A 25,477-nucleotide genomic window follows, 5' to 3' on the forward strand; every position below is an offset into this window, starting at 1 on the left:
CCCGCGAAGTTCTCGCTCTCCTCCGCTTCGCTCCCCCGATCGACAACTTCGCGGGGGCCCCGATGAGTTATCGCGTGGTTGCGGACCTGGAGATTTGCCAGGGGCACCAGCTGTGCCAGGGCGAAGCGCCCGATGTCTTTGGTTTCGATGAGGACGCCGACGTGGTCGAGATCCTCAACGAGCACCCCGACGAGTCGCGTCGTTCCGACGTGGCCGCCGCCGTCAAGTACTGCCCCGCATTCGCACTATCGATTGAAGAGGTTGAAGATGTCTGATCTGACGCGTGCTGAGATCCAGGAGTTCTGGGACGCCTGGCTCGCCACCAACCGGGAGGCCGAGCGCACAGGTGACTGGCGGACGCTGGCCGACCACTACGCCGAGGACGCGACATACGGGTGGATGTACTCGCCCGACGAGCACTTCATGGCCGTCGGTCGCGACCAGATTCGTGACTGGGCCATCGGCATCGAGATGGACGGTCTCGATGGCTGGCACTACGACTACCAGGCAGCCGTCATCGACGAGCAGAAGGCGATGATTGTCGGTTTCTGGAAACAGAAGTCCGGCATCCTCGACGACGACGGCGCTGAGTACGAGATCCTCGGCCTCGGCGGATCGTGGTTCGGCGTCGAGCGCCAGCCGAGCGGCGAGGTCATGATCGCCTGGCAGCGTGACTGGTTCGACATGCCGTCGACGGCTCACACCTTCATGGAGATCCTCTCGGCCAACAAGGCGCCCGACACTCTCCTCAAGCGCATGTCCGTCGCAGGTCACGACGTACCCGGTCACTACCACTACAAGGACATCCCCTCGAGCGTGTGGCCCCCTCCGGTCGAGCGCGGCGACTACATCGAACAGAAGGCACTCTGATGACCACGATCACCTCGGCACCTGCCCAGCAGTACGTCGACGGCAAGCTCGGCGCCTCGTCCACCGGCGCGACCTACCCGATCCTCAACCCGGCGACGGGGGAGGAGATCGGCACCGCGCCTGACAGCTCGGCAGCCGACGTCGATGCGGCGATCGCCGCAGCACGTCGGGCGTTCGATGAGACCGATTGGTCCACGAATGTCGAGCTGCGCCTCCGTGGCCTCCGACAGCTCCACCAGGCTCTGCTCGACCACGCGGACGAGTTCCGGGCCCTCACCACAGCCGAAGTTGGCATGCCCGGCTTCATGATGGGTGCCGCCGGCTTCGACGTCCCCGTGGAAGGGCTCAAGTGGGTCACGGACCTGCTCGAGACCTACTCCTGGGAGTCCGACCTCGGCGTCGCTTCGCCGATGGGAATCACGTCTCGACGCACCTTGGTTCGTGAGCCGATCGGCGTCGTCGCTGCAATCACGCCGTGGAACGTCCCGACCCAGATCAACCTCGCGAAGATCGGCCCGGCTCTCGCGGCTGGCTGCACCGTCGTGCTCAAGCCCGCTCCGGACACCCCGTGGGTGGCCTGCGAGCTCGCCCGAATCGTTGCCGAGCACACCGACATCCCGGCGGGCGTCTTCAACGTTGTGACACCGCTTTCAAATGAGGTCGCGGCGCAGCTCACCAGCGACCCGCGGATCGACATGGTCTCGTTCACCGGCTCGACCAACACTGGTCGGGCGATCATGGCGGCCGCGGCGCCGACCCTGAAGAAGGTCTTCCTTGAGCTCGGCGGCAAGTCCGCCGCCATCGTCCTGGACGACGCAGATGTCGCAGCCGCTGCTGGTGCCACCGCATTCGCAGCCACGATCCACGCGGGTCAGGGTTGTGCGCTCACCACGCGTCTCATCGTCCCGAGGGACAAGTACGAAGAGGCAGTCGCGACCGCTGCATCGGTGATGGAGTCGATTGGCGCCAAGGATCCTGCCGATCCGGGCGCGATCTGCGGTCCGGTGATCTCCCAGGTCCAGCGCGACCGCGTCGAGAGCTACTTCAAGATCGCCGAAGAAGAGGGTGGCCGGATCGTCACGGGCGGCAAGGTGATCGATCAACCCGGCTACTGGATCGAGCCGACGGTCGTCGCAGACCTCGACAACAGCTCGCGACTCGCACAGGAAGAGATCTTCGGCCCCGTACTGGTCGTCATCCCGCACGACGGTGACGACGATGCCGTACGCATTGCCAATGACTCGGACTACGGCCTCTCCGGGTCGATCGAGTCGGGCGACCTGGAGCGGGCCAAGTCCGTTGCTCGTCGTATCCGTACCGGAACCATGGCTGTCAACGGTGGCGTCTGGTTCAGCCCGGACGCGCCGTTCGGCGGCTACAAGCAGTCGGGTCTGGGACGCGAGATGGGCGTCGCAGGCTTCGAGGAGTACCTCGAGACCAAGACCATCGCAGAGCCAGCATGACCACGCCAGACATCACCAGAACAGGGAGCAGCAGCATGCGTTTCACGGACAAAGTCATCGTCGTCACCGGCGCCGCACAGGGCATCGGAGAGGCGTATGCACGCGCTCTCGCACCGGAAGGCGCCAAGGTTGTCGTCGCTGACCTCAACGCCGAGTCCGGCCAGCAGGTTGCCAAGTCGATCGAGGCCGATGGCGGCACGGCAATGTTCGTGTCGTGCGACGTCTCGTCCTCTGACTCCGCCGAGGCGCTCGCCGCAACGGTTGAGGGTGAATGGGGCGGCGTCGACGGGCTGGTCAACAACGCGGCGATCTACGGCGCTATGGAGTTCGACCTGCTGATCACGGTCGACTGGGACTACTACCGCAAGTTCATGAGCGTCAATATGGATGGTGCACTCGTCATGACCCGTGCGCTCTACCCGTCCATGCAGAAGCGCGGCGGCGGCTCGATCGTCAACCAGTCGAGCACCGCGGCGTACCTCTATTCCGGCTTCTACGGACTGGCGAAGGTTGGCGTCAACGGTCTCACGCAGCAGCTCGCGCACGAGGTCGGTGGCATGAACATCCGCGTCAACGCCGTCGCTCCCGGTCCCGTTGACACCGAGGCAACTCGCGTTCAAGCCGGTGACGCAACGAAGGACATCATCAAGACCATGGCACTCAAGCGCATGGGTCAGCCTGAGGACATGGTCGGCGCGACGCTGTTCCTTCTCTCTGACGAGTCGTCCTGGGTGACCGGGCAGATTCTCGCGGTCGACGGTGGTCAGACGTGGCGGTCGTGAAGCCCAAGCGCACTGGCTTCATCGGCCTCGGCAACATCGGCAAGCCGATGGCGCTACGGCTCGCTGCTGACGAATCGATCGACCTGCGCGTCTTTGACGTCGCTCCCGAGCCCGTCGCCGAGCTGGTCGCGGCCGGCGCCACCGAGGCGGAGTCGATCGGTGCGTTGGGCAACTGGGCTGACGTCATTTGTGTGATGGTTCGCGACGATGACCAGGTACGCAGCGTGTTGGGTGAGGTCCTCAAGGATCTCCAGACCCGCAACGACTTCATCCCGGTGTCGTTCGTCATCCACTCGACCGTGGCACCTGAGACACCCGCGGAGCTGGTCAACCAGGTCATGGGCGTGTGCGGGTTTGCGGTCGAGATCATCGACGCCCCGGTGTCCGGTGGTCCCATGGGCGCCGCTGATGGTTCGCTGGCGATCATGGTCGGCGCGAGCTCTGAGGCGTTCAAGGCCGTGGAGCCGGTGCTGTCCGTCATGGGTACGAAGGTCATCCACGCAGGCGAGCTGGGCAGCGGCACCAAGTTCAAGCTCGCCCGCAACCTCCTCCATTTCGTCTCGTTCACGGCGTCAGCCGAAGCCGCGCGACTCGCTGAAGCCGCCGGGCTGGACATCAAGGTGCTCGGCGATGTCGTACGGCACACAGATGCCATCACCGGTGGACCCGGCGCGATCATGCACCGAGACACCACGGCGCCGATCCCCGAAGGCGACTTCTGGGAAAGCGTCTTCTCACACGTACGCGCGTTGGGAGAGAAGGACCTGGGCTTTGCGATTGCCCTCGCCGACAAGCTCGGCGTCGACGTACCGTTGGCCCGACTCTCCGTGGACCGGCTTGGGCCGGCCCTCGGCCTTCAAGGAGATCACGATGGCTGAAAAGTTCGATGACCTGCCAGAGACGCGCGCCAAAGGCCTCCGCAAGATGGAACAGGTCTATGGCTTCGACATGAGTGACGGCGGCGGCGACTTCTTCGCCTACACGGCCGATCACCTGTTTGCCGACATCTGGAATCGTCCGGGCCTGACAGACCGGGATCGTCGCCTGTTGCTGATCGGCATGCTTGCCGGACAAGGCGCCGCCGACGTGCTGGGAATCCAGGTCCCGGCTGCATATGGGGCAGGGGATCTCGATGACGAAGCGCTTCGTGAGATTGTTGTCTTCCTCAGTCACTACGCCGGCTGGCCCCAAGGCGCCCGTCTCAACTCCATTGTGGAGGAGACGATCGCCAAGGCCGCCCGCGCAAAGCACGCAAAGGATTCTGGTCCTTGACCTTCATCATCACTCAGTCGTGTTGCAACGACGCATCATGTGTAGCTGTCTGTCCCGTCGACTGCATCCACCCGGCGCCAGACGATCCAGACTTCGCCACGGCGGAGATGCTCTACATCAACCCCGACGAGTGCATCGACTGCGGCGCGTGTGTCCCCGCATGCCCGGTGAGCGCCGTCCACGCTGACTCCGAGCTGCCGGAGCATCTCAGCGACTACACCCAGATCAACGCCGACTACTTCACCTGGGTCGGCGACATCCCGTTCCCCGCTGCGCCGCCGCCGGCCGGGCCCAAGGTCCAGGACCAGGGCGCCCCGTTGCGGGTTGCCGTCGTCGGATCGGGTCCCGCGGGTTGGTTCGTCACCGAGGAGCTCGCCGCCACGCGCCGTGCAGATGTCGAGATCACCGTCATTGATCGCCTGGCGACACCGCACGGTCTCGTACGCCACGGCGTCGCACCTGACCACCTCGGCACCAAGGACTCGGCGATCATGTTCGACACGATCGCGCGTCACAAGAGCACGACAGTGCGCCTCAACGTCAACGTCGGCAGCGACGTCAGCCACGACGACCTCCTCGAGCACCATCACGCGGTCGTCTATGCGACGGGCGCATCGGTCGGCCGCACGCTCGGCATCCCGGGCGAAGACCTGCCCGGCAGCTACTCTGCCGCCGAGTTCGTCACTTGGTACAACGGCGAACCCGACCACGTCGACCTCGCACCGGCGCTCGATCACGAGCGCGCAGTCATCATCGGCAACGGCAACGTGGCTGTCGACATGGCGCGCCTGCTCCTTCTCACTCCCGACCACCTGCACAGCTCGTCGGACATGGCCCCGTACGCGATCGAAGGACTCCGCGAGTCAGCCATCCGGGAAGTCGTCCTGGTCGGACGGCGCGGACCCGAGCACGCAGCCTTCACGACGCCTGAGCTGCTGGCGCTGGTCAACAATCCCGACATCGACGTCATCGTGGATCCCGCGGAGCTCACGAGCCTGGCCGAGATTGCCGACGGCGAACGCACCGCCGGCACCTATGCCGCCAGCCAGAAGGTTGCGCTGCTGAAGCGTGCCGCCGGGATGGCCCCAACGGGTGCAAGCAAGCGCCTGGTGCTGCGCTTCGGCCTGACTCCCCAAGAAGTCGTGGGGGAGGCGCGGGCCACTGGCATCGTTCTCGCCCGTACGAGCGAGCCCTCCGACGTCGAGACCATCGAGGCAGGCCTGGTGCTGCGAGCCACTGGCTATCACTCGACCGCGGTCGAAGGTGTGCCGTTCGACGAGCAGGCCGGTCGCTTTGCGAATGACGGGGGACGCGTCACTGATCCGGGGTCGGGTGAGCTCGTTGCCCGGGTCTACACGACGGGATGGGCCAAGCGAGGTCCGTCCGGCGTGATTGGTACCAACCGCACGTGCGCGGTGGAGACCGCGACAGCGCTGATCGATGACTACTACGAGGGTTTGCTGCCCGAGCCAGGCGGAGACAAGGAGTCGTTCGACGCCATGCTCATCGAGCGTGGCGTGGCCATCGTCGACCTCGTGGCCTGGAAGCGGCTCGACAGCCACGAGAAGGCAGAGGGCAAGGCTCTCGGCAGGCCGAGGCTCAAGATCACGGACCGTGACGAGCAGATCCGTCTCGGGGCAGAGCATTGACCGACCCACAGGAGAGTGCTGTGCCCATCCGAGCCAACCCCATCAGAGTGGTTCACATTGCGACCGGCAATGTCGGACGCATCGCGCTCTCCCAGGTGATCGAGGACCCGCGCTTCGAGCTGGTCGGTCTCGTCGTCTCTGACCCGGCCAAGATTGGTGAGGACGCTGGCACGCTGGCGAGTCTCGATGTCGTCACTGGGATCACGGCGATCGACGACCTTGACGCAGCGATCGCCCTGAAGCCGGACTGCGCGATCTACTGTGCGCTGGCCGAGACCCGCTTCTTCGAGTCGCTGGCCGATCTCCAGAAGCTCCTCACGGCCGGCATCGACGTCGTCAGCACCTCGCCTGCGACGCTCGTCTACCCGTGGGGCCTGCTGCCCGACAGCATGATCGACCCGCTTGAGGACGCCTGCAAGGCCGGCAATGTGAGCCTCTTCGTCACCGGCGTCGACCCAGGATGGGCGAACGACCTGCTGCCCTTCGCCATCGCGTCGACCTGCCAGAAGGTCGAGCAGATCCGTTGCTCGGAGATTGCCGACTACGCGACGTACGACGGCGCGCCCGTGATGTTCGACGTCATGGGGTTCGGCAACGAGGTCGGGGATCTCCCGATGCTGTTCCAGCCGGGCATGCTCACGGCGGCCTGGGGCGTGAGCCTGCGCCTGATGGCCAAGGGATTCGGATTCGAGCTCGACGAGATCGTCGAGCGCTTCGAGCAGGAGCCAGCGCCCGAGGCACTCGAGATCGCGGTGGGTCACATCCCCAAGGGCGGTGTTGCGGCGGTGCACTTCGAGATCGCCGGTGTCGTGAACGGCAAGGAAGTCCTGGTCATCGAGCACACGACACGCATCATGGAAGGTATCCGACCCGACTGGCCGCAGTCGGCACAGGAGGGTGGCTCCTACCGCGTCGAGATCGTCGGCGAGCCCTCATACGTCGTCGACGTCTGCCCCACCAGTGCGCGGGGCGACCACAACTACGCGGCGATCGCCACCGCTGCTGGACGCCTCGTCAACGCCATCCCGGATGTCATTGCCGCTGAACCGGGCTTCAAGACCATGCTCGACCTGCCATTCGGTACGGCCCGTGGTGTTTTCGCAACCACGCTCGCCAGCTAGTTCAACGGAAGAAGGAACCACCCATGGGACGTGTTGACGGCAAGGTTGTCCTGATCAGCGGAGGCGCGCGCAACATCGGTGGTGCGAGCGCCCGGATGCTGGTTGCGGAGGGCGCCAAGGTGGTCATCGGTGACCTGCTCGACGAGGAAGGCGAAGCGCTCGCCAAGGAGCTCGGCGACGCTGCACGCTACGTACACCTCGACGTGACCAGCGACGAAGACTGGCGCAAGGCCGTCGAGCTCACTGTTTCGGAGTTCGGCAAGCTCGACGTGCTCTTCAACAACGCCGGCATCTTCAACGGCGGCCCCATCAATCGCTACAAGGCAGACCTCTGGCACCAGATGCTCGACGTCAACCTGACTGGCGCATTCCTCGGCATGCGCGCTGCCACCGACGCGATGATCGCGGCCGGCGGCGGCTCGATGATCAACACCTCGTCCATCGAAGGACTCCGCGGTACGCCGTGGGCTCACGGCTATGTCGCCTCGAAGTGGGGCCTGCGCGGTCTGACCAAGTCGGTAGCGCTGGAGCTGGCTCCGCACGGCATCCGGGTCAACTCGATCCACCCGGGTCGCATCAGCACCCCGGCAACTGACGCGATGCCCGAGGACATGATCCCGATTCCGCTCGGTCGTCCGGGCAGGCCGGAGGAGGTCGCGACCTTCGTGCTGTTCCTCGCCAGTGACGAGTCGTCGTTCTCCACGGGCGCAGAGTTCGTCGTGGACGGCGGAACCGTGTCAATGATCCCCACCAAGCTCTGAGAGAAGATCCATGTCATCGAACATTCCCGCAGGGCTCGCAGTTCCTGCTCCCTTGTCCATCTCGGACGTTCAGCCCGACGAGACGTACGACGTTGTCGTCGTGGGCTTCGGCATCGCTGGCGGTTGCGCAGCGCTCGAAGCGGCTCGTGCCGGCGCACGCGTGCTTCTGCTCGAGAAGTCGGCCATCCATGGCGGCACCTCGTCTATGTCCGGTGGTCACTTCTACCTCGGCGGCGGCACCGCCGTGCAGAAGGCGACGGGTCACGAGGACTCCGTCGAGGCGATGATCGCCTACCTGATGGCGAGCACCAAGGATCCCGACGAGGAGAAGATCCGCGCCTACTGCGAGGGATCCGTTGAGCTGTTCGACTGGCTTGAGGCTCTTGGATTCCAATTCGAGCGATCGTTCTTCGCCGACAAGGCCGTCATCCAGCCTGGGACGGAAGGACTCATGTTCACAGGCAACGAGAAGGTGTGGCCGTACCGGGATGAGGTCAAGCCGGCGCCCCGCGGCCACAAGGTGCCCGTACCCGGTGACACCGAGGGCACCAGGATCGTGATGGACCTGCTGCGCACCAAGATCGAGGAGGCAGGCGTCGAGGTCCGCTACGAGACCGGCGTGACCAACCTCGTGATCGACGGCGATGCCGTGGTCGGTGTTGCGTGGAAGTCGTTCGACAAGACGGGCACTGTCGCATCATCGTCCGTCGTCATGGCTGCAGGTGGGTTCGTGATGAACCCCGACATGGTGGCGAAGTACACCCCCGCACTCGGCGAGAAGCTGTTCACGCTCGGCTCGACGTACGACGACGGTCTCGGCATCCGCCTTGGACAGTCCGTGGGTGCTGCTGTCGAGCACATGGAAGAGCCGTTCATCACGGCCCCGTTCTATCCGCCGTCACAGCTCGTCAAGGGCCTCGTGATCAACAAGCTCGGCAAGCGGTTTGTGGCTGAGGACAGCTATCACGCGCGCAGCTCGTACCACGTCATGAAGCAGCCGGACTCCGCTGCGTACCTCATCGTCGACGCCGAGCACTATGCCGAGCAGCTCATGCCGCTCGTGCCACTCAAGGACGGCTACGAGACGGTGGAGGAGATGGCCGAAGGACTCGACATTCCCGTCGAGGTTCTGCGCGAGACCCTCGACACCTACAACGCCAACGCGGCCAAGGGCGAGGATCCGGACTTCCACAAGCACCCCGATTGGCTGGCACCGCAGACGACGGCACCGTGGGCGGTCCTCGACCTCACCCTCGGCGTGGCTCTGTATGCGGGCTTCACGATTGGCGGCATTTCCACCACGGTCGATGGGCAAGCTAAAAGGAGGGACGGCTCCGTCATACGCGGGCTCTATGCAGCGGGCGCGTGTGCGTCCAATATTGCTCAGGACGGCAACGGCTACTGCTCCGGCACCCAGCTGGGCGAAGGGTCGTTCTTCGGTCGTCGTGCCGGGAAGCACGCAGCCGCTGCGGTGGCGCAGAAGGGGTCGTGACATGAAGACACGTTTGAACTGCCCGTGCTCAGTGCAGATCGTCGGAACCGATGAGGACGATCTCGTGGCGAAGGTTCAGGAGCACCTGGCCGCGGAGCACGAAGGTCGCGAGTACGACCGGGACATGATCCTGTTCATGGCCTTCTGACCGCGATTTGTGACGCCCACAGCCTCAGCGCGACGTGACGCCGTGAGCGTCACAAATCGCGGGGTCGGGCGTTGCTGCTCAGCCTCGGAACTTGCGCTCGTACCTCATCTTGATCGTCTTGCGGATGACGTCGTAGTGCTCCTCGGTGCGGGGAAACTCCTGCACGTTCGGTCCCATGCTGAACTTCTTGCGGACCGTGCTCTTGGCAAAGGTGAACTCGCGCAAGCCAGCATCGCCGTGGAACCGACCGAAGCCCGAGTCGCCGACACCGCCGAATGGCACCGACGGCATACCGACGAAGGACAGCACGGCGTTCACCGTGACGCCGCCTGAACGCATGCGACTGGCGATCTCAGCGCCTCGGCGCTTGGAGAACACCGAGGCGCCGAGTCCGAACGACGTGCCGTTCGTACGTCGGATCGCGTCGTCAATGTCCTCGACCGTGTTGATCACGACGACCGGGCCGAAGGTCTCCTCGCACACTGCTGCGTTGTCCTCGGGAACGTCGACCAGCACGACGGGGTGCACGAACGGCGGCTTCACCGACTCCGGCCCGCCGACCAGGGCGGTTGCGCCGCCGGCGATTGCGGCATCGATATGGCGTCGCACGATCTCGACCTGACCGGGAGTGATCATCGGGCCGTAGCTGACGCCGCTCTCGAGCCCCGCGGTGACCTTTTCGGCCTTCGTACGTACGAGCTCCAGGAATGCGTCGCGGACCTCGCGCACCACGTAGACACGCTCAACGCCGACGCAAGCCTGGCCACCATTGAAGAAGGCGCCCCAGACGACGGCTGTCGCCGCTGCTTCGAGATCAGCGTCTTCGGCGACGATGGTCGCGTCCTTGCCGCCAAGCTCCAGCACCACCGGGGTGAGCTTCTCGGCGCACGCGGCCATCACGCGACGGCCGGTGGGGACAGAGCCGGTGAATGCGAGCTTGTCCACGCCGGACTTGCACAGTGCGGCACCCGTCTCGCCGAGGCCGTGCACGTAGCTGATGATGCCGACAGGCACGTCGGGGTTTGCCTTGTAGAACCCTTCGATCACGAAGGCGCCAGCGCCTGCGCTGAGCTCACTGGGCTTCACGATCACGGTGTTGCCGGCGGCCAGGGCGCATGCTGCGCCGCTCAGGACGGTGTAGATCGGGACGTTCCACGGAGTGATGATGCCGACGACGCCGAGCGGTTCGTGGACCACGTCAGCGGCGAAGTTGGTGAACGCGATTCCGGGCGCGACCTTGCGACGCTTCAGCACCCGCGATGCATGGGCTGCGGTCCAGCGGATGTCCTCGAGGCCGGCGATGAACTCCATCTGGATGTCGCCGATGGGTCGCGCGGTCTCGGCGTTGCCCAGCGCGTAGATCTCCTCGGCATTGGCAGCCAGCCAGCGCACCCAGTTGGTCATGATGCGCTTGCGGCCGCTGAACCCTTGGGCGGCCCACCAGACTTGCGCCTCACGAGCCTGATCAAGTCGGTCGGCGATGTCGTCAGCCGTATGAATCGGGTAGGTGCCCACGACCGCACGGGTCCCGGGGTTGACCACATCGAACTGTCCGGACGTGACCGGAGCGGAGACGGGTTGCGTGGAGGTCATCGGAGACTGCCTTCTGTTCGTGAGCCGTGGGTCAACACCAGTATGAGCAGAGAGTAGAACATGTTCTCGTTTTCTGGAAGAGTGACCAGACAACTGTCCAGTGGCCCAAAGTGCTTGACCCAAGCGGGGGATGCTGGTCTACTTCCGTCCTAGGACGCTACTTCTAGGGAGAATACATGACTGCGTCAGATCACGACGTGCACGCTGAAACAAAGATGACCGTGCACGAGCGCGACTTCGCGACTCTGGCTGAGCCCGTCGCAGCGTGGCTGGGAGAGACCAGCGGAGAGCCTGTCACGATCTCCGACCTGCACGCGCCGCAGGGTGGAGGTATGTCGAGCGTGACGTTGCTGTTCGACGCCAACTCCCAGCCACTCGTCGCGCGGATGCCTCCCGAGGACACGTCGTTCCCGGTGTTCCCGTCGTACGACATCGTCCAGCAGTTCGAGATCATGAAGCTCGTCGCCGACCACAGCGATGTGCCCGTCCCGCCGATCGTCGGAGTCGAGGAGACGGGCGACGTCGTCGGCGCACCGTTCGGCGTGATGAAGGCCGTTGCTGGCCGTACGCCGACTGACAACCCTCCGTACGTCTTCGGTGGTTGGCTCATGGACGCGACGCCAGAAGAACGTCGACAACTCCAGGACGGGACCGTCAAGGCGCTCGCCGGCATCCACGGCATCGCCGATGCCTCCACGGTCTTCGCCTCGCTGGCCCCCGAGGGTGAGCCGCTGCGGGCCCACGTCGATGCGCTGCGCGCCTACTACGAGTGGACACGCTCCACCGATGGGCTCCGCATCCCGATCATCGAGGAGACCTTCGACTGGCTCGAGGCCAACTGGCCCGCCGATCCTGGTCCGGGTGTCCTCAGCTGGGGAGATGCGCGTCCCGGAAACATCATCTTCGACGGATTCGAACCGGCTGCCGTGATCGACTGGGAGATGGCGGCGATAGCCCCGCGCGAAGTCGACCTCGCGTGGACCGTGTTCCTGCACGTTTTCTTCCAGGACATTGCCAATGTGTTCGAGATGCCCGGTATCCCGGACTTCTGTCGCCGAGAGGACGTGATCGCGAAGTACGAGGAGCTCAGCGGGCATACTGTCCGGGACTTCGACTGGTACATCGTCTACTCGGCGCTCCGCCACGCCGTCGTCATGAGTCAGGTCAAGCGCAGGATGATCCATTTCGGCGAGGAGCAGCAGCCTGACGACCCGGATGGATTCGTCATGCACGCAGCCCTGCTCAAGCGTCTCTTGGAAGGTACGTACGAATGGGCCTGATGCCGACTGAGCTCGACGAGTTCCCGATCCACCAGGCACCTCTGCCGATCGCACGGGCGGACAGCAGTGACCGCAACTTCTACGACCGCTGCTACCTCAATGCCCACGACAAGCTGGGTGAGGTCTTCCTGATTGCCGGGATCGGAACGTACCCGAACCTCGGCGTCCGCGATGCGTTCGCGACCGTACGAGTGAAGGACCAGCAATACGCGCTTCGCCTCTCGGATGCGCTCGAGGCCCGATCGCTCGACCAGCAGGTCGGACCGATGAAGCTAGAGGTGGTCGAACCGCTCAACAAGCTGCGTCTGACCTGCGACAACGACCACGTCGGGTTCGACCTGACCTGGACAGGCTCGTTCCCGGCAGTCCTTGAGCAGCGGCACATCATGCTCGACGCCAACGACCGTCCGACGCTTGACGCCCAGCGCTTCGCACAAGTCGGCACGTGGGCCGGTTCGCTGCAGGTCGGCGGGACGACCTACGACGTCAGTGACTGGACTGGCACGCGCGACCGTTCATGGGGTATCCGGCCGATTGGCGAGGCTGAGCCACCAGGACGTGCTGCCGAGCAGCCGCTTGAGGGCTTCTGGTGGCTGTACGCGCCGCTGCAGTTCGATGACTTCGCGGTGATCGTCATCGTGCAGGAGCAGCCGGACGGCTTCCGTAGCCTCAACGACGCCATTCGCGTGTTCCCTGACGGGCGAGTTGAGCAGCTGGGCTGGCCTCGCTTCGAGATCGACTACACGTCGGGAACTCGCATACCGACCGGCGCTCGCATCCACCTGACGACTCCGCAGGGCGAGGCGCTGCTCGTCGAAGTGGAGAGTCTGTCGTTCGTCCCGCTGCACATCGGCTGCGGCTACGGCGGTGATCCCGAGTGGAATCACGGAGTGTGGAAGGGCAAGGACTGGGTCGACACGGGAACGTACGACCTCACCCAGCCGGACATGATTGGCCGCTTCCCATGGGGCGTGATTGATCACTCCGCGCGTGCGACGTGCAATGGACAGGTCGGCTACGGACTGTTCGAGCACGCCAGCGTCGGTCGACACGATCCGACCGGCTTCGCCGACTACATGTCAGTGGCTCCGTAGGCCTTAGTCTTCGGTGCTGAACCGCGGATCCATGTGCGGGACCAAGGCCCATACGGCGTTGGCTGCGTTGCTGAGCTCGTCGGCGCCAAGGTCTTTCAGCTGTTCGCTCCACTGGGTGACGAGCTGACGAAGCGGCCGTTCGGACATTTCGCGACCCTTTTCGGTCAGTACGACGAGGCGGGCGCGACCATCGTTCGGGTCGTCGATTCGTTCGATGAGGCCGAGGCGTTCGATCCGCCGAAGCGTCTTGGACATGCCGCTGGTTGTCTGGAGGATGACCTGACTCAGCTGGGTCGGCGACATCGTGTGCGGGGGTCCGGCGAACACCAGCGCGGTGAGGACCGAGTGCTCGGACATCTCGAGCCCCTCGGGCGTGATGACGCTCTGGATCGATGACTCGACCAGTCGCCCCAGATGCAGCAGCGTCAGGTGGAGGAGGGCAGCGTCGTGGTTCGCATCGGGCAGGGTTGCCTTGACTGCGTCGCGCAGCTCGAACGGCGGGGTGACCCGCGGTGTGTTCTCTGCGCTCGGCACGAGGAGCTCCCTGGGAGATGTGGATTACTAACGTCCTAAGACGCTATCAAACCACCATGGGTCAGGCGCGAAGGATCTTGTCCATCGCCTTGCCCTTGGCGAGCTCATCGACGAGCTTGTCGAGATAGCGGAGCTTCTTCATCAACGGGTCTTCGATCTCTTCGACCCGAATCCCGCAGACCACGCCGGTGATCAACGACGCGTTCGGGTTGAGCTCCGCCTCAGCGAAGAAGTCTTCGAATGACGTGTCCGCCTTGAGGTGCTTGCGCAAAGCCGCCTGGTCGAAGCCCGTCAACCAGCGGATGACCTCGTCGACCTCCGCTTTGGTGCGGCCCTTCTTCTCGGCCTTCGTCACGTAGTGGGGATAGACCGAGCTGACGGGAATCTTGAACACTCTGTGCACGCGATCAGAGTAGTCAGTGGCGTTCAGACAGTCTGCGACTGACATCCAGCGCGATGATGGCTCCGGACGCGCTCGCCGCCATGGCAACTGTACGCAGTGGCAGCTCGCCGCGCGAGTGTCCCCACCACCACGCAGCCTGATCCATCAACTGGACCGGCAAGAACGAGTCTCGGGCCGTGCGGCTGCCGCGTGCGGCCAGGACCGAGAGCGTGGCAGTGCGAGCGGCGAACAGCCGCCAGCCGAGCAACGTCGCGCCGGTGGGTGGTTCCGCGATGCCAAAGGTCCGCAGGAACGTGCGGGGTGCGACCACTGCAGCGACGGCCACGGACATGCCGATTCCGGCCATGGCCTTCGTCTGCGGCTCCACCTTGCGTCGCGTCATTTGCTGAGTCTGTCAGGAATGATGGAGGGATGGAGCCCGAGATGGAGCTCGTTGAGTCGTCGAGCGTGGAGGCAGTCGGCTTTGCCCCGGAGACCAACGAGCTCTGGATTCGCTTTGAGGGCGGAGCGACGTACGTCTACTCGCCGGTGCCGCGGTCCGTGCACCGGGAGCTTCTCGGCAGTGTCTCGATCGGCAAGTACATCAACCAGTTCATCAAGCCCCGCTTCGGTTGTCGCGAGGTCTAGGCGCACGAACGGCCCGGACGTCGCAACGCCCGGGCCGCACGACAGCGGCTACTTGACCTCGGACCTCATGATCATGCGGAGGCCGACAGCCATCGGGATGACCAGCCAGACGAGGCCGGTGACTCCGAGGTTGGCCCACTCCGTGGCGCTCACGTCTCCCTCGAACAGCGCTCCCTGGGCGTAGGTGAAGTCGACCCACGGCCATACGTCCTCGAACCATGCCTGCGCGTTGCCCAGTGCCATGAACAGTCCCGGGAGCACGAACGACACGACGAAGTAGCCGACGATCGCACCGGGTGAGTTCCTAAGCAGGACGCCCAGCATGAAGCCGACCAGCATGCCCAGAACATTGGCGAGGACGATCAGTGCGAAGTCCATGACGCCCACGTCCCAGACCGTGTCGACCCCGACCACGGCCGAACCGAAGAGATTTCCGACCGCGCCGACCGCGAGGGCAATGAACATGGAGGCAACAGCAATGATCAGTGTGGCCAGCGCCTTTGCGCCGATCACACGTTCGCGATGAGGCACGAGCGTGAATGTCGTGAGTCCGCTGCGTTGGGTCCACTCGCTGGTGACCGACAGGATCGCGACCATCGGCAGGATCACTGCCATCGGGAACCCGATCGCGGCCGAGAACGCGTCCTGCGTCAGCTCGCTGTCAGGTGCGAACAGGATCGTCGCGGTGGTTGCCAGCACGGCGGCGATGCCGATGCTCGCCATGAGCCAGAAGCCCGAGCGGGTGTTGAACATCTTGCGCAGCTCGACCGAGACAAGACGCGACATCGGAATCGGCTGGTCGACTGCAGCGACGCGCGCAACAGATGGCGCCTTCGCCTCGAGGGTTGCGGTGCTCATGCTGCTACTCCTTCTCGCTGGGTCTCGGCGGTGAGCTCGAGGAACATCTCCTCAAGGCCGGCGGTGTCGGCCGACTTGAGCTCGGTGAGGGCGACACCGGCCGCGAGTGCGACCCTGCCCACCAGGGCGGGTTCGGCGTCGGTACGGATTGCGCCGTCAGTTGAAGCGGTGCTGGAGATGCCGGCGGCACTCAGCGCACGCGCCAGGTCGGCAGGCACCTCAGCACGTACGACGGTTCCGGCAGCGTCGAGGAGCTCGGACTTGGTGCCCTGAGCCACGATGCGGCCGTTGCCGATCACGACGATGTCATCGGCGATCACTTCGATCTCGTGAAGCAGGTGCGACGAGAGCAGCACGGTGCCGCCCTTGTTGGCGTACTCGCGAAGCAGATCGCGCATCCAGCGGATGCCAGCCGGGTCGAGCCCGTTTGCCGGCTCGTCGAGGATCAGCACGTCGGGGTCTCCGATCAGGGCAGTCGCGATGCCGAGGCGCTGGCGCATACCGAGTGAGTAGTTGCGTACGCGCCGATCAGCCTCCTCGTCGGTCAGGCTGACCTTGTGCAGCATGTGGTCGACGCTGAGCTTGGGGAGTCCCATGGTGCGCTGGGCGATCGTCAGGATCTCCCGGCCGGTACGCCCGGCATGCTGGGCTGAAGCATCCAGGAGAACTCCGACCTTGCGTCCGGGGTTGGGAAGCTCCGCGAAGGGTCGGCCATCGATCAGAGCCTGACCCGAGGTCGGCACTGTCAGGCCGACCATGACGCGCATGCTGGTGGATTTGCCTGCGCCGTTCGGGCCGAGGAATCCAGTGACACGTCCGGAGCGAGCGGTGAACGAGACGTCGTCGACGGCGGTGAACCCGCCGTACCTTTTCGTGAGGGAATCTATGGTGATCATGCTTCGTAGCCTCACGGCTACGGGCATGTCACCACATCGGGGTCACCGCCGAACTCACCCCCACCCGGACCCTGAGGGCCCCTCGGGGTCGAATCGTTGTCAGGCGTCGTACGCGACCGGCAGGTTCTTGATGCCGTTGAGCCAGCCCGATCGCAGGCGGGAGAGGTCACCCGTCTGGCGGATGTTCGGAGCGAGATCGGCCAGCGCATCAAAGATCAGCTTGATCTCGGAGCGCGCCAGGTTGGCGCCGATGCAGTAGTGAGCGCCGTGACCGCCGAAGGCGAGGTGAGGGTTGGGATCGCGCGTGATGTCGAACGTGAACGCATCGTCGAAGACGTCCTCGTCGTGGTTGGCGCTGGCGTAGAACAGGGCGACGCGCTGTCCGGCCTTGATCTGTACGCCGCCGAGCTCAACGTCCTCGAGGGCTGTGCGCTGGAACGACGTCACGGGGGTGGCCCAGCGAATGACCTCGTCGATCATCGTGGCAGGACGCTCGCGTACCCACAGGTCCCACTGGTCGGGGTTGTCGAAGAACGCCTTCATACCGTGCGTCGTGGCGTTTCGGGTGGTCTCGTTGCCGGCGACCGCGAGGGCAATGACGAAGAAGCCGAACTCGTCGTCGGTCAGGCCGCGGCCGCCGTCTTCGCCGGACTGCACGAGCTTCGTGACGATGTCGTCACGCGGGTTGGCCTTGCGGTCGGCAGCGAGGCCCATCGAGTACATCAGGACTTCGGCGGCCGCGGCCTCCGGGTCGTTGTCCTCTCGCGCGAGCTCGGCGTCTTCTGCGCCCGTCATCTGGTTGGTCCAGTCGAAGATCTTCTGGCGGTCCTCGGCGGGAATGCCGAGCATGTCGCCGATGACCTCGAGTGGGAACTGTGAGGCGACCTGGTCGACGAAGTTGCCTGATCCGGCCGCTACGGCCTCGGTCACGATGCGGCGGGCACGCTCCTCGAGGACCTCGTCCAGAGCGCCGATCGCACGGGGAGTGAAGCCGCGGCTGATGATGGCTCGTAGCGCGGTGTGGTCGGGCGCGTCCTGGTTGATGATCACGACCTGAGTCATCTCGAGGGATTCGCGGGTTGCGGTCTCGGGGAGGCGGATGATCACGCCGTTTTCGCGGCTCGAGAAGACCTTGCTGTTCTTGGAGACCTCGGCGATGTCAGCGTGCTTGGTCACGGCCCAGTAGCCGGTGCCTGCGTCGGTCGACATTCCGGCCCGGGCGTTGTCAGTCTGCTCGACCCAGTGGATGGGCGCCGTCTTGCGCAGCAGGGTGAACTCCTCGTGCGGCACGCGATCGAGGTTGAGGTCCGGGTCGGTGAAATCGAAGCCTGCAGGCAGGATGTCGACGGTCATGGTGCTCCTTGGTGAGCGAGAATGGCTGAGCATACAAATTTTGAAGACTGGATGAACACAAACACGAAAGTGTATGGTCGTCAAGCGATGACGCGAAATGAGGTCGGATGAGGTCACATGGCTGGGGCGGGCAACCGCCGTGCGATGCCGAGGAGGCGCGCACCCGCATCCTGATTGCCACGTGCGCTCGTATGGCCGAGGGCGGGACCACAAACACGTCCGAGATCGCCGACCTGCTCGGCGTCACCCGCCAAACGGTCTATCGCTACTTCCCGACGACCAACGACCTGCTCAATGCCGCGTCGCTGTACGCCGTCGGAGACCTTCAGGACAACCTCGTCGAGCACATGGTCAACCACCTGAAAGGCTCCGGCGATCCTGCCGAAGCCATCGTCGAAGTCGTTGCGTATGTGTACGAGCATCTTCGGGATGATCCCGTTCTCAACCGATTGGTTGCTCCGGGCCAGATCCGCAACACGATCTCCGGTCTGACCGCACCATCGTCGATCGAGCTCGGCGTCAAGATCCTGAGCGATTTCGGGATCGACTGGTCTGCCATCGGCCTGGCCGAGGACGAGCAGCTCGAGCTGGTTGAGCACCTGCTGCGGATGTTGCAGTCGTTCTTCCTGGATCCCGGTGATCCGGCGCGTACTGGCCAGGAGCTGCGCTCCTACCTGCGACGCTGGGTTGCCCCGACGCTGCGGACACGTGACTGACGCTGGACAACATCGTGGGCTCGGTCCCAAGATCGGTGAATGGCCTACGACGAAGAGATCGCGGCGCGCGTGCGTGACAAGGTCGGCGAGCTCGCGCCGTACGAGGAGAAGAAGATGTTCGGCGGTCTCGCCTTCATGGTCAACACGCACATGGCCTGCGGGATGATGAAGGACGGCCTCATGATCCGAGTCGGCAAGGACGGGCATGCGGCGGCAATTGCCAAGGGTGCGCACGAAATGGATATGGCTGGGCGGCCGATGCGCGGAATGGTGCTGGTGCCCAACGAGGACTGCCAGGGAGAGACCGTCGACTCGTGGGTGGGCGAGGCCGTGGCTTTCGCCCTGTCGGAAGCGCCGAAGTCACCCAAGAAGCCCAAGGCGAAGCGAGCGTAGGTCAGGGGCGCACTGCCGCGCCGACGATCAATGGCCGGACGATCGGAGGAGCCTTGTGCAACGTGTCGTGTTCGAGGTTCACGACTGAGAAACCGGCGGCCTCGATGTTGTCCTCAGTTGGACGGTTGCAGCGACAGCCAAACGCGGCCCGGCGCCAGACGCCGTGAAAGCGGTCTTGCCAGCGAGCCAGCTTGGGGTCATCTGAGCGGACGTGCTCGAGAAAGACGAGCTTGCCTCCTGGCTTGAGTACCCGGTGGGTTTCCGCCAGCGCTTTGGCGGGATCGTCGACCGTGCACAGCACGAGCGTGGAGACGACGAAGTCAAAGCTGTTGGCCTCGAACGGAAGATCCTCGGCTGCCACCCGCAGCACGGTCGCGGGCAACGAGTGCTTCTCCAGCTTCTGCTCCAGTCTGCGAGCCATCGGCTCCTCGGGCTCGGTGAGCACGAGCTTCGTGACGGTCGGGCCGTAGAACGCGAGATTGGCGCCTGTCCCGCCGCCGAGCTCCAGCACCGAACCCGTCACGTCCCTCAGCAGCCCTTCGCGACGTCCACGGAGAACGGCTTTCTCGGTCGCGGCCATGGATCGGTCGTACATGGCCGCGAACATCCGGCCCCAAAGGCTCATGGCCTGAATGTAGCCCGAACTGCTCCTCGCAAGCGACCGAAATCCGGCTCGGCCAGGCTCAGCCACCGCTAGGCTCACGCCGTGGTCAACAACGTCTTCGAACCGGCAATGCTGGGTCCGATCCAGCTGCGCAACCGTACGGTGAAAGCCGCGACCTTCGAGGGGCGAACTCCTGACAGCCTCGTCACCGATGAGCTGATCGACTACCACCTGGCCCCGGCGCGTGGCGGCGTTGGCTTGACGACCGTCGCGTACCTCGCTGTTGCTCCGGAAGGTCGTACGCAGAAGGAAGTCATCGTCGTCAACGAGAAGTCGGCACCCGGTCTGCAGCGGCTCACGGATGCGATCCACGAGACCGGCGCCAAGATCGCCGGCCAGCTCGGCCACGCCGGCCCGGTCGCCAACGGTCGCTCCAATGGTGTGCACGCGCTCGCCGCGTCGAAGATGCCCTCTCCGCTGAGCATGCAGATGATCAAGTCGGCGACAGCGGCCGACATCGCCCGCGTCACCAAGGACTACGTACGAACCGCCCGGATCATGGTCGACGCCGGCTTCGACGTGCTCGAGATCCACATGGCGCACGGCTACCTGCTGAGCTCGTTCCTGGCGAAGGGGCAGAACCGGCGCAAGGACGGCTGGGGCGGCTCGCTGGAGAACAGGGCGAAGTTCGCGCGTGACGTGGCCCGCGTCGTACGGGAGGAAGTCGGCGATGCTGTCGCCGTAACCGCGAAGATCGGGATGACAGAGGGCTCGCCTGGCGGCTTCTCGATGCCCGAGACCCTCGAGTTCGCGCAGATGCTGGAAGCTGACGGTCACCTCGATGCGCTCGAGCTCAGCGCTGGTAGCTCGCTGCTCAACCCCATGTATCTGTTCCGCGGCGATGTCCCGCTCAAGGAGTTCGCGGCCAACATGCCGGCGCTCGTACGAGTCGGGCTGAGGACGCCCGTGGGCAAGCGCTTCTTCAAGACCTACCCGTTCGAGGAGGCCTATCTCCGCGAGAAGGCGCTCGTCTTTCGCGAGGGTCTTTCGATGCCTCTGATCATGCTCGGCGGAATCAACGACAAGGCGACGATGGATCGGGCGATGGAGGAAGGTTTCGAGTTCGTCGCGATGGGTCGTGCCCTGCTTCGCGAGCCTGACCTGATCAACCGTATGCAGGCTGGCGAGACCACCAAGGGCATCTGCATCCACTGCAACCAGTGCATGCCGACGATCTACAGCGGCACGCGCTGCACGGTCCTGGAGCCCTCTGCATGAACACCTTCTTGTGGGTCCTGCAGGGCTTCCTCGCCGCGATGTTCCTGACGGCCGGAACGCTGAAGCTGACCCAGGCACGTACCAAGCTCGAGTCATTCATGCCCTGGGTCAAGGACTTCTCGACCCCCGTCGTGCGCTTCGTGGGTCTGGCGGAAGTGCTCGGTGCGATCGGCGTCGTCGTCCCGGCGCTCGTCGACAAGGCTGTGTGGCTGTCGCCGCTGGCCGCCGCGGGACTCGGGCTGCTGATGCTGCTGGCGGCGATCTTCCACTTCCGCAAGGTGGAATGGTCCGAGGCCACGTTCAACGCCGTGATCGTGGCTATCGCCGCGATCGTCGCGATCTTCCGGTTCGGGCCCAACGCGTTCTAGCGCGGGCGCTGGAACTCTGTGTCCCCTCGCTCGCGCCAGTCGGTCCTACCAGGGTCGAGGAGGGAGAGGCTTGATGAGCGGATCCAGCAGTTTGCGGGACATCGCGGAGCTGAGAACCTCGGACTCGTCGAGCGGGATGATCTCGCGCTTTGACTCATCGATCTCCCAGACGTCCTCACCGACAAGCCTGCCCTCGTCGTCGTACGGCCAGATCATGTGCTCGACGTTCTTGAACAGGTACGTAGCGTTCGCGTCGAGGTCCGCACCTCCGGCGACCAGGACCGCTCCCGGAGTCTGCTGGTAGATCGTCGCGGTGGAGCAGATCATGTTGTCGCCAACTGCGAGCTTTTCGTCTTCCGTGTAGAAGATCGATTGGCTGTTCTTCGCCCATTCGCTGTAGACCGCTTGCACCGCATCGGCGCCGTCGAGGACGGTTTTGATCCCGAACACGTTGAAGTTGTAGACCGGATGCTCAACGGTCATCTCGGGTGCGAAGATCTCTTCCCATCGGCCAGCCATTTCCAGGTAGCGGTGGCGGTTGTATGCGTGAAGTAGCCACAGGTGCCGGGGGTTTTCGGTGATCTGGATCAGCTGCTCAACTGCTGCGTTGGTCTTGGTGATGTCGAAGCGGCTCATGATGTCTCCTTGGCGAGTGCTGGCCGGGTGATACGAATCCCGGTGCTGCCAGTCTGCGCGTGCGGGAACCGCCGAGTCTTGACATCAGACGACAAGTTCTTGACCCTGTACGACATGTCCCTGATTCGCGGCACCGGACTCAGCGGTTTCCCGGAACTCGTCGCGGAGCTCGGCGGGAAGCCCGACGAGCTCCTTTCCGCCGCCGGAATCCCTCGGGCAGCGGTGGGCGACCAAGACGCGTTCATCAGCTATCGAAACGGTGTTCGCGCTCTGGAAGCCGCAGCGACGGCCACGGGAACGCCTGACCTCGGTCGCCGACTTGCACTGCGCCAGGGGGTAGAGATCCTCGGACCTGTTGGAGTAGCCGTGCGCACGGCGCCCACGGTCGGTGCCGCCTTCCAAGCTCTGGATCAGTACCTGTCGGTCTACAGCCCGGCGATCAGCGCGCACATTGACCTGCAGCCCGACGGGAGGTTCGCCCGTTTCGAGTTCCGCATCCTGCTGGATCGGCTCGGGCCGCACCGACAGGCAGAAGAGCTTGCACTTGGTGTGGGGATGCAGATATTCCGACTGGTTGCCGGTCAGGACTTCCGCCCTGTCCTGGTGGAGCTGCCACATGAGCCACTCACGTCGACCGACGAGTACGAACGCTATTTCGGATGTCCGGTGAACTACTCCAAGGATCACGCGACCATCATCGTCCGGCGTTCGGATCTCGACCGCCGCGTTGACTCGGACAATGCCGTGCACGAGGTGGTCAGGGAGTACCTCACGTCTATTGCCTCCCCGGCTGAGGGCCAGTTCATCGAGGGGATCCGCCTCATGATCCGGCGGATGCTCCCGACCGGCGGGCTGGAGATCGGGCTCGTTGCCATGCAGCTGGACATGCACCCTCGGACGCTTCAGCGTCAGCTCGCAGCAGAAGGATCCTCGTTCGCGAATTTGGTGGACGGTGTCCGCAGAGACCAGATGGAGCACTACCTCAGGGATACGGAGATTCCGCTCAGTCAGATCGCCGGGATTCTGGGTTATAGCGAGCAGAGTGTCCTGACCCGCTCGTGTCGACGATGGTGCGGGATCTCGCCCACGGTGTATCGACGAACATCCAGACTTCAGGCAGCCGTCCCAACGCGTTCTAGCGCGGGCGCCTGAACCTCACATCGATCCGCCTGATGCGTGGATCGTCGGCAGGGATGAGAAACGTCTCGTAGACGTGCAACGGCTTGGGGACACCGCGCGCGTCCAGGAGGAAGTCGACGAGGACGTTGTCGCCGTCCACGGACCAGTTCTTCTCGCGGATGCCCTTGACCAGCTTGTACTGCGGTCCTGACGTCAGGCTTCGCGTCAGGTGGGCGCCGGAGAATCCCGTCCGCATGCCGGCTTCCTTGCGTACGGCCTTCGGGTGGAACGGGACTGAGGCGCCATCTCGCGACAGCAGGGCTTGGAGGTACGAATCTGCGATCGCGATGCGCTCTGCGTCTGTGGCGCTCATGCGGTGACTCCGGTCCTGACGAGTGGGGCGATGAACTGCTCAAGCAGGCGCCGCTCATCAGTATCGTCTGCGCCCGGAGTGATGAGCAGTGACAGTGTCACTCGAATGCACCAACGCGTCAGCTGGACCGCGTGATCGCTGGGGTCGTCCGACGCGAAGAACGTCAGTGCCAGCGACTCGATCATGGGGGAGGAGTTCGCGATCTCGGCAGCCAGCGCAGGCTCGCCGCTGCGGAACCACGCGGACAGGTAGTCGGTAGTCCGGACTTCGCGGAGTAAGGCGACGATCATCGCCACCAGTCGGTCGGCCGGATCCTTGATCGACTTGACCTCGCCCGAGACCAGCTCGATGAGGCGTGCGGCCTCGCGCTGGGCGAACGCCAGGTGCAGGTCCTGGCGGCTGTCGAAGTAGCGATAGAGCGTCTGCCTCGAACATCCGGCGGCCTTCGCGACATCGGCCATTCCGACTGCGCTCACGCCCTGTTCGACGAACAACCCTGTTGCGGCGTCGAGGATGTTCTGCGCGGCCAGCGCTGAGTGCTCCTCGCGCAGCCAGGTCATGAGGCACTCCGGAACGGTACGGACGTCGGTCGCCGTACGTAGCTGCCCGGCGCGTAGGTGACGGCGTCGATATCGACCTCGAAAGTGGGGCAGAGCGCGAGGAGTTCCTCGAGGGCGACTCGTGCCTGCATACGAGCTGCCGCTGCGCCAAGACAGTGATGGGCGCCGTGCGAGAACGTCATGATCTGTTGCGGGCGGCGCATGACGTTCAGCACTCCGGCGTCGGGCCCGTACATGCGCTCGTCGCGGTTTGCGGCGCCGTACAGCAGCAGCACCTTGCGTCCTGCAGGGATGACCTTGTCGTCGAGCTCGACGTCCCTGGTTGCGGTGCGCGCGAGTGCTTGGACGGGTGACGTCAGACGGAGGAACTCGTCGACGCTGTCAGGGACCCTGCTCAAGTCGTCCAGAAGGATCGCGCGTTGGTCAGGGTGCTGGGTGAGTAGCTGTACGGCACCGCCGAGCATTCCGGTGGTGGTGTCGTTGCCGCCGGCGACCATCGTGAACGCGAAGCCGAGGATCGAAAGCAGGCCGGCGTCGTCACCCTCAACACCCATTCCGCTGGAGACCAGGTGAGAGATCGTGTCGTCTTCGGGGTCGACGCGGCGACGCGCGATCAGCTCGGTGAAATAGACCATCAGGTCGGCGATGGCCTCACCTCCTGCTGCGAATCCCTGGCCTGCCGACGCTTCGAAGATCGCTTCGGTCCAGACGTCGAACTGGCCGCGATCTTCTTCGGGTACGCCGAGGTAGTGCGCGACCACCATGCTCGGCAGCGGCTTGAACAGCTCCTCGACGATGTCGCCTTCGCCAGCATCCGAAAGTCGTTGCAGTCGCTCGCGTACGAACTCTCGTACGGCGGGCTCGACCGCCTCGACCTGACGAGGGGTGAACCCGCGCGACACGAGCCGCCGGAACTCGGTATGCGTCGGCGGGTCCTGCATGACCATCGGCGGGTTGTCGGCCATACCTGTCTTCTCGAGTTCGTCGTACTCGATCGTGAGCCCGTTGGCGGAGGAGAACGTGCTGAAGTCGCGCGCCGCTTCGTGCACCTGAGCGTGCCGGGTCAGCACCCAGTAGTCGTTCTCGGGTGCACGTTCGGGCACGACGTGGTGGACGGGGTCGTGGTCGCGCAGCGCCGCATACATAGGCCACGGGTCTCGCCAGGTCGACTCGGAGCGTGCGACGTACGCGGCCTCGCGGGACACAGTCTCGGTCATGTCAGAACAGTGTTACA

General features: G+C 64.5%; 31 protein-coding genes. 19 read left to right on the top strand and 12 right to left on the bottom strand.

Going from position 1 to position 25,477, the window contains the following annotated elements; all coding sequences use genetic code 11:
* Positions 1-62 precede the first annotated feature (62 nt).
* The 11 genes from V6M39_RS02630 to V6M39_RS02680 are packed head-to-tail and all read left to right on the top strand — an operon-like array spanning position 63 to position 9,558.
* Positions 63-275: a ferredoxin gene (locus tag V6M39_RS02630; RefSeq protein WP_332642109.1), complete on the top strand. Its 213-nt coding sequence runs from the start codon at positions 63-65 to the stop codon at positions 273-275.
* On the top strand, positions 268-870 hold the full coding sequence (locus V6M39_RS02635) for a hypothetical protein (RefSeq protein WP_332642110.1): 603 nt from the start codon (positions 268-270) through the stop codon (positions 868-870). Before V6M39_RS02630 ends, V6M39_RS02635 begins: the two co-directional genes overlap by 8 nt.
* Positions 870-2,333, top strand: a complete 1,464-nt coding sequence (locus tag V6M39_RS02640; protein ID WP_332642111.1) for an aldehyde dehydrogenase — start codon at positions 870-872, stop codon at positions 2,331-2,333. The genes V6M39_RS02635 and V6M39_RS02640 overlap by 1 nt, the downstream gene beginning before the upstream one ends.
* Before the next feature lie 35 nt (positions 2,334-2,368).
* Positions 2,369-3,115 carry an SDR family oxidoreductase gene (locus tag V6M39_RS02645; RefSeq protein ID WP_332642112.1) on the top strand — a complete coding sequence of 249 codons (747 nt, stop codon included), beginning with the start codon at positions 2,369-2,371 and terminating at the stop codon, positions 3,113-3,115.
* Positions 3,103-3,993 carry an NAD(P)-dependent oxidoreductase gene (locus tag V6M39_RS02650; protein WP_332642113.1) on the top strand — a complete coding sequence of 297 codons (891 nt, stop codon included), beginning with the start codon at positions 3,103-3,105 and terminating at the stop codon, positions 3,991-3,993. Before V6M39_RS02645 ends, V6M39_RS02650 begins: the two co-directional genes overlap by 13 nt.
* Complete coding sequence (locus V6M39_RS02655) at positions 3,986-4,387, top strand: carboxymuconolactone decarboxylase family protein (protein WP_332642114.1); 402 nt, start codon at positions 3,986-3,988, stop codon at positions 4,385-4,387. Before V6M39_RS02650 ends, V6M39_RS02655 begins: the two co-directional genes overlap by 8 nt.
* Complete coding sequence (locus tag V6M39_RS02660; protein WP_332642115.1) at positions 4,384-6,036, top strand: FAD-dependent oxidoreductase; 1,653 nt, start codon at positions 4,384-4,386, stop codon at positions 6,034-6,036. Before V6M39_RS02655 ends, V6M39_RS02660 begins: the two co-directional genes overlap by 4 nt.
* A gap of 20 nt (positions 6,037-6,056) precedes the next feature.
* The gene (locus tag V6M39_RS02665) at positions 6,057-7,157 is read left to right on the top strand and encodes an NAD(P)H-dependent amine dehydrogenase family protein (protein ID WP_332642116.1); all 1,101 of its coding nucleotides are present in this window, start codon (positions 6,057-6,059) and stop codon (positions 7,155-7,157) included.
* A 23-nt stretch (positions 7,158-7,180) separates the two neighbouring features.
* Positions 7,181-7,918, top strand: a complete 738-nt coding sequence (locus V6M39_RS02670) for a glucose 1-dehydrogenase (protein ID WP_332642117.1) — start codon at positions 7,181-7,183, stop codon at positions 7,916-7,918.
* A gap of 10 nt (positions 7,919-7,928) precedes the next feature.
* On the top strand, positions 7,929-9,410 hold the full coding sequence (locus tag V6M39_RS02675) for an FAD-binding protein (RefSeq protein ID WP_332642118.1): 1,482 nt from the start codon (positions 7,929-7,931) through the stop codon (positions 9,408-9,410).
* Position 9,411: 1 nt separating this feature from the next.
* Positions 9,412-9,558 carry a DUF1059 domain-containing protein gene (locus V6M39_RS02680; RefSeq protein ID WP_332642119.1) on the top strand — a complete coding sequence of 49 codons (147 nt, stop codon included), beginning with the start codon at positions 9,412-9,414 and terminating at the stop codon, positions 9,556-9,558.
* 78 nt (positions 9,559-9,636) lie between these two features.
* Here V6M39_RS02680 and V6M39_RS02685 read toward each other — a convergent pair whose 3' ends face one another.
* On the bottom strand, positions 9,637-11,151 hold the full coding sequence (locus V6M39_RS02685) for an aldehyde dehydrogenase family protein (RefSeq protein ID WP_332642120.1): 1,515 nt from the start codon (positions 11,149-11,151) through the stop codon (positions 9,637-9,639).
* A gap of 176 nt (positions 11,152-11,327) precedes the next feature.
* Here V6M39_RS02685 and V6M39_RS02690 point away from each other — a divergent pair, with 176 nt between their 5' ends.
* Both V6M39_RS02690 and V6M39_RS02695 read left to right on the top strand, forming a co-directional pair.
* Positions 11,328-12,431 carry a phosphotransferase family protein gene (locus V6M39_RS02690; RefSeq protein ID WP_332642121.1) on the top strand — a complete coding sequence of 368 codons (1,104 nt, stop codon included), beginning with the start codon at positions 11,328-11,330 and terminating at the stop codon, positions 12,429-12,431.
* A complete protein-coding gene (locus V6M39_RS02695) occupies positions 12,431-13,525 on the top strand; it encodes a DUF7064 domain-containing protein (RefSeq protein ID WP_332642122.1) in 1,095 nt (364 codons plus the stop codon). The genes V6M39_RS02690 and V6M39_RS02695 overlap by 1 nt, the downstream gene beginning before the upstream one ends.
* Before the next feature lie 3 nt (positions 13,526-13,528).
* Here V6M39_RS02695 and V6M39_RS02700 read toward each other — a convergent pair whose 3' ends face one another.
* The 3 genes from V6M39_RS02700 to V6M39_RS02710 form a co-directional block, all read right to left on the bottom strand.
* Positions 13,529-14,059, bottom strand: a complete 531-nt coding sequence (locus V6M39_RS02700; RefSeq protein WP_332642123.1) for a MarR family winged helix-turn-helix transcriptional regulator — start codon at positions 14,057-14,059, stop codon at positions 13,529-13,531.
* 61 nt (positions 14,060-14,120) lie between these two features.
* Positions 14,121-14,462, bottom strand: a complete 342-nt coding sequence (locus V6M39_RS02705; protein ID WP_332642124.1) for a DUF2200 domain-containing protein — start codon at positions 14,460-14,462, stop codon at positions 14,121-14,123.
* A 13-nt stretch (positions 14,463-14,475) separates the two neighbouring features.
* The gene (locus tag V6M39_RS02710) at positions 14,476-14,844 is read right to left on the bottom strand and encodes a hypothetical protein (RefSeq protein ID WP_332642125.1); all 369 of its coding nucleotides are present in this window, start codon (positions 14,842-14,844) and stop codon (positions 14,476-14,478) included.
* A 29-nt stretch (positions 14,845-14,873) separates the two neighbouring features.
* Between V6M39_RS02710 and V6M39_RS02715 the strand changes: the two genes are divergently transcribed.
* Positions 14,874-15,089, top strand: a complete 216-nt coding sequence (locus V6M39_RS02715; RefSeq protein ID WP_332642126.1) for a KTSC domain-containing protein — start codon at positions 14,874-14,876, stop codon at positions 15,087-15,089.
* 48 nt (positions 15,090-15,137) lie between these two features.
* On the opposite strand, the gene V6M39_RS02720 is transcribed toward V6M39_RS02715, so the two are convergent.
* The 3 genes from V6M39_RS02720 to V6M39_RS02730 all read right to left on the bottom strand — a co-directional run bounded on the left by V6M39_RS02720 (position 15,138) and on the right by V6M39_RS02730 (position 18,196).
* Positions 15,138-15,947 carry an ABC transporter permease gene (locus V6M39_RS02720; protein WP_332642127.1) on the bottom strand — a complete coding sequence of 270 codons (810 nt, stop codon included), beginning with the start codon at positions 15,945-15,947 and terminating at the stop codon, positions 15,138-15,140.
* Entirely contained in the window at positions 15,944-16,843 is a 900-nt protein-coding gene (locus V6M39_RS02725) for an ABC transporter ATP-binding protein (protein ID WP_332642128.1), read from the bottom strand. The genes V6M39_RS02720 and V6M39_RS02725 overlap by 4 nt, the downstream gene beginning before the upstream one ends.
* 99 nt (positions 16,844-16,942) lie before the next feature.
* Entirely contained in the window at positions 16,943-18,196 is a 1,254-nt protein-coding gene (locus V6M39_RS02730; RefSeq protein ID WP_332642129.1) for a cytochrome P450, read from the bottom strand.
* Between the two features lie 107 nt (positions 18,197-18,303).
* On the opposite strand from V6M39_RS02730, the gene V6M39_RS02735 reads away from it, so the two are divergent.
* Positions 18,304-18,912: a TetR/AcrR family transcriptional regulator gene (locus tag V6M39_RS02735; RefSeq protein ID WP_332642130.1), complete on the top strand. Its 609-nt coding sequence runs from the start codon at positions 18,304-18,306 to the stop codon at positions 18,910-18,912.
* 39 nt (positions 18,913-18,951) lie between these two features.
* Positions 18,952-19,305 carry a TfoX/Sxy family protein gene (locus tag V6M39_RS02740; RefSeq protein ID WP_332642131.1) on the top strand — a complete coding sequence of 118 codons (354 nt, stop codon included), beginning with the start codon at positions 18,952-18,954 and terminating at the stop codon, positions 19,303-19,305.
* Position 19,306: 1 nt separating this feature from the next.
* Here V6M39_RS02740 and V6M39_RS02745 read toward each other — a convergent pair whose 3' ends face one another.
* Complete coding sequence (locus tag V6M39_RS02745) at positions 19,307-19,930, bottom strand: class I SAM-dependent methyltransferase (protein WP_332642132.1); 624 nt, start codon at positions 19,928-19,930, stop codon at positions 19,307-19,309.
* A gap of 81 nt (positions 19,931-20,011) precedes the next feature.
* Between V6M39_RS02745 and V6M39_RS02750 the strand changes: the two genes are divergently transcribed.
* Together V6M39_RS02750 and V6M39_RS02755 are read left to right on the top strand one after the other, a co-directional pair.
* Positions 20,012-21,187, top strand: coding sequence for an NADH:flavin oxidoreductase (locus V6M39_RS02750; protein WP_332642133.1), 1,176 nt, complete (start codon positions 20,012-20,014; stop codon positions 21,185-21,187).
* Positions 21,184-21,555: a DoxX family protein gene (locus V6M39_RS02755; protein ID WP_332642134.1), complete on the top strand. Its 372-nt coding sequence runs from the start codon at positions 21,184-21,186 to the stop codon at positions 21,553-21,555. Before V6M39_RS02750 ends, V6M39_RS02755 begins: the two co-directional genes overlap by 4 nt.
* 45 nt (positions 21,556-21,600) lie before the next feature.
* On the opposite strand, the gene V6M39_RS02760 is transcribed toward V6M39_RS02755, so the two are convergent.
* Positions 21,601-22,191 carry a hypothetical protein gene (locus V6M39_RS02760; RefSeq protein ID WP_332642135.1) on the bottom strand — a complete coding sequence of 197 codons (591 nt, stop codon included), beginning with the start codon at positions 22,189-22,191 and terminating at the stop codon, positions 21,601-21,603.
* A 114-nt stretch (positions 22,192-22,305) separates the two neighbouring features.
* On the opposite strand from V6M39_RS02760, the gene V6M39_RS02765 reads away from it, so the two are divergent.
* Complete coding sequence (locus V6M39_RS02765) at positions 22,306-23,343, top strand: AraC family transcriptional regulator (protein ID WP_332642136.1); 1,038 nt, start codon at positions 22,306-22,308, stop codon at positions 23,341-23,343.
* Here the strand turns inward: V6M39_RS02765 and V6M39_RS02770 are convergent.
* The 3 genes from V6M39_RS02770 to V6M39_RS02780 are packed head-to-tail and all read right to left on the bottom strand — an operon-like array spanning position 23,327 to position 25,460.
* On the bottom strand, positions 23,327-23,683 hold the full coding sequence (locus V6M39_RS02770) for a hypothetical protein (protein WP_332642137.1): 357 nt from the start codon (positions 23,681-23,683) through the stop codon (positions 23,327-23,329). The two genes, V6M39_RS02765 and V6M39_RS02770, sit on opposite strands and share 17 nt — an antisense overlap.
* Positions 23,680-24,243, bottom strand: coding sequence for a TetR/AcrR family transcriptional regulator (locus V6M39_RS02775; protein WP_332642138.1), 564 nt, complete (start codon positions 24,241-24,243; stop codon positions 23,680-23,682). Before V6M39_RS02775 ends, V6M39_RS02770 begins: the two co-directional genes overlap by 4 nt.
* Positions 24,240-25,460: a cytochrome P450 gene (locus V6M39_RS02780; protein WP_332642139.1), complete on the bottom strand. Its 1,221-nt coding sequence runs from the start codon at positions 25,458-25,460 to the stop codon at positions 24,240-24,242. The genes V6M39_RS02775 and V6M39_RS02780 overlap by 4 nt, the downstream gene beginning before the upstream one ends.
* Positions 25,461-25,477 lie beyond the last annotated feature (17 nt).

Origin of the sequence: Aeromicrobium sp. (assembly GCF_036675695.1) — a bacterium.
GTDB lineage: Bacteria > Actinomycetota > Actinomycetes > Propionibacteriales > Nocardioidaceae > Aeromicrobium.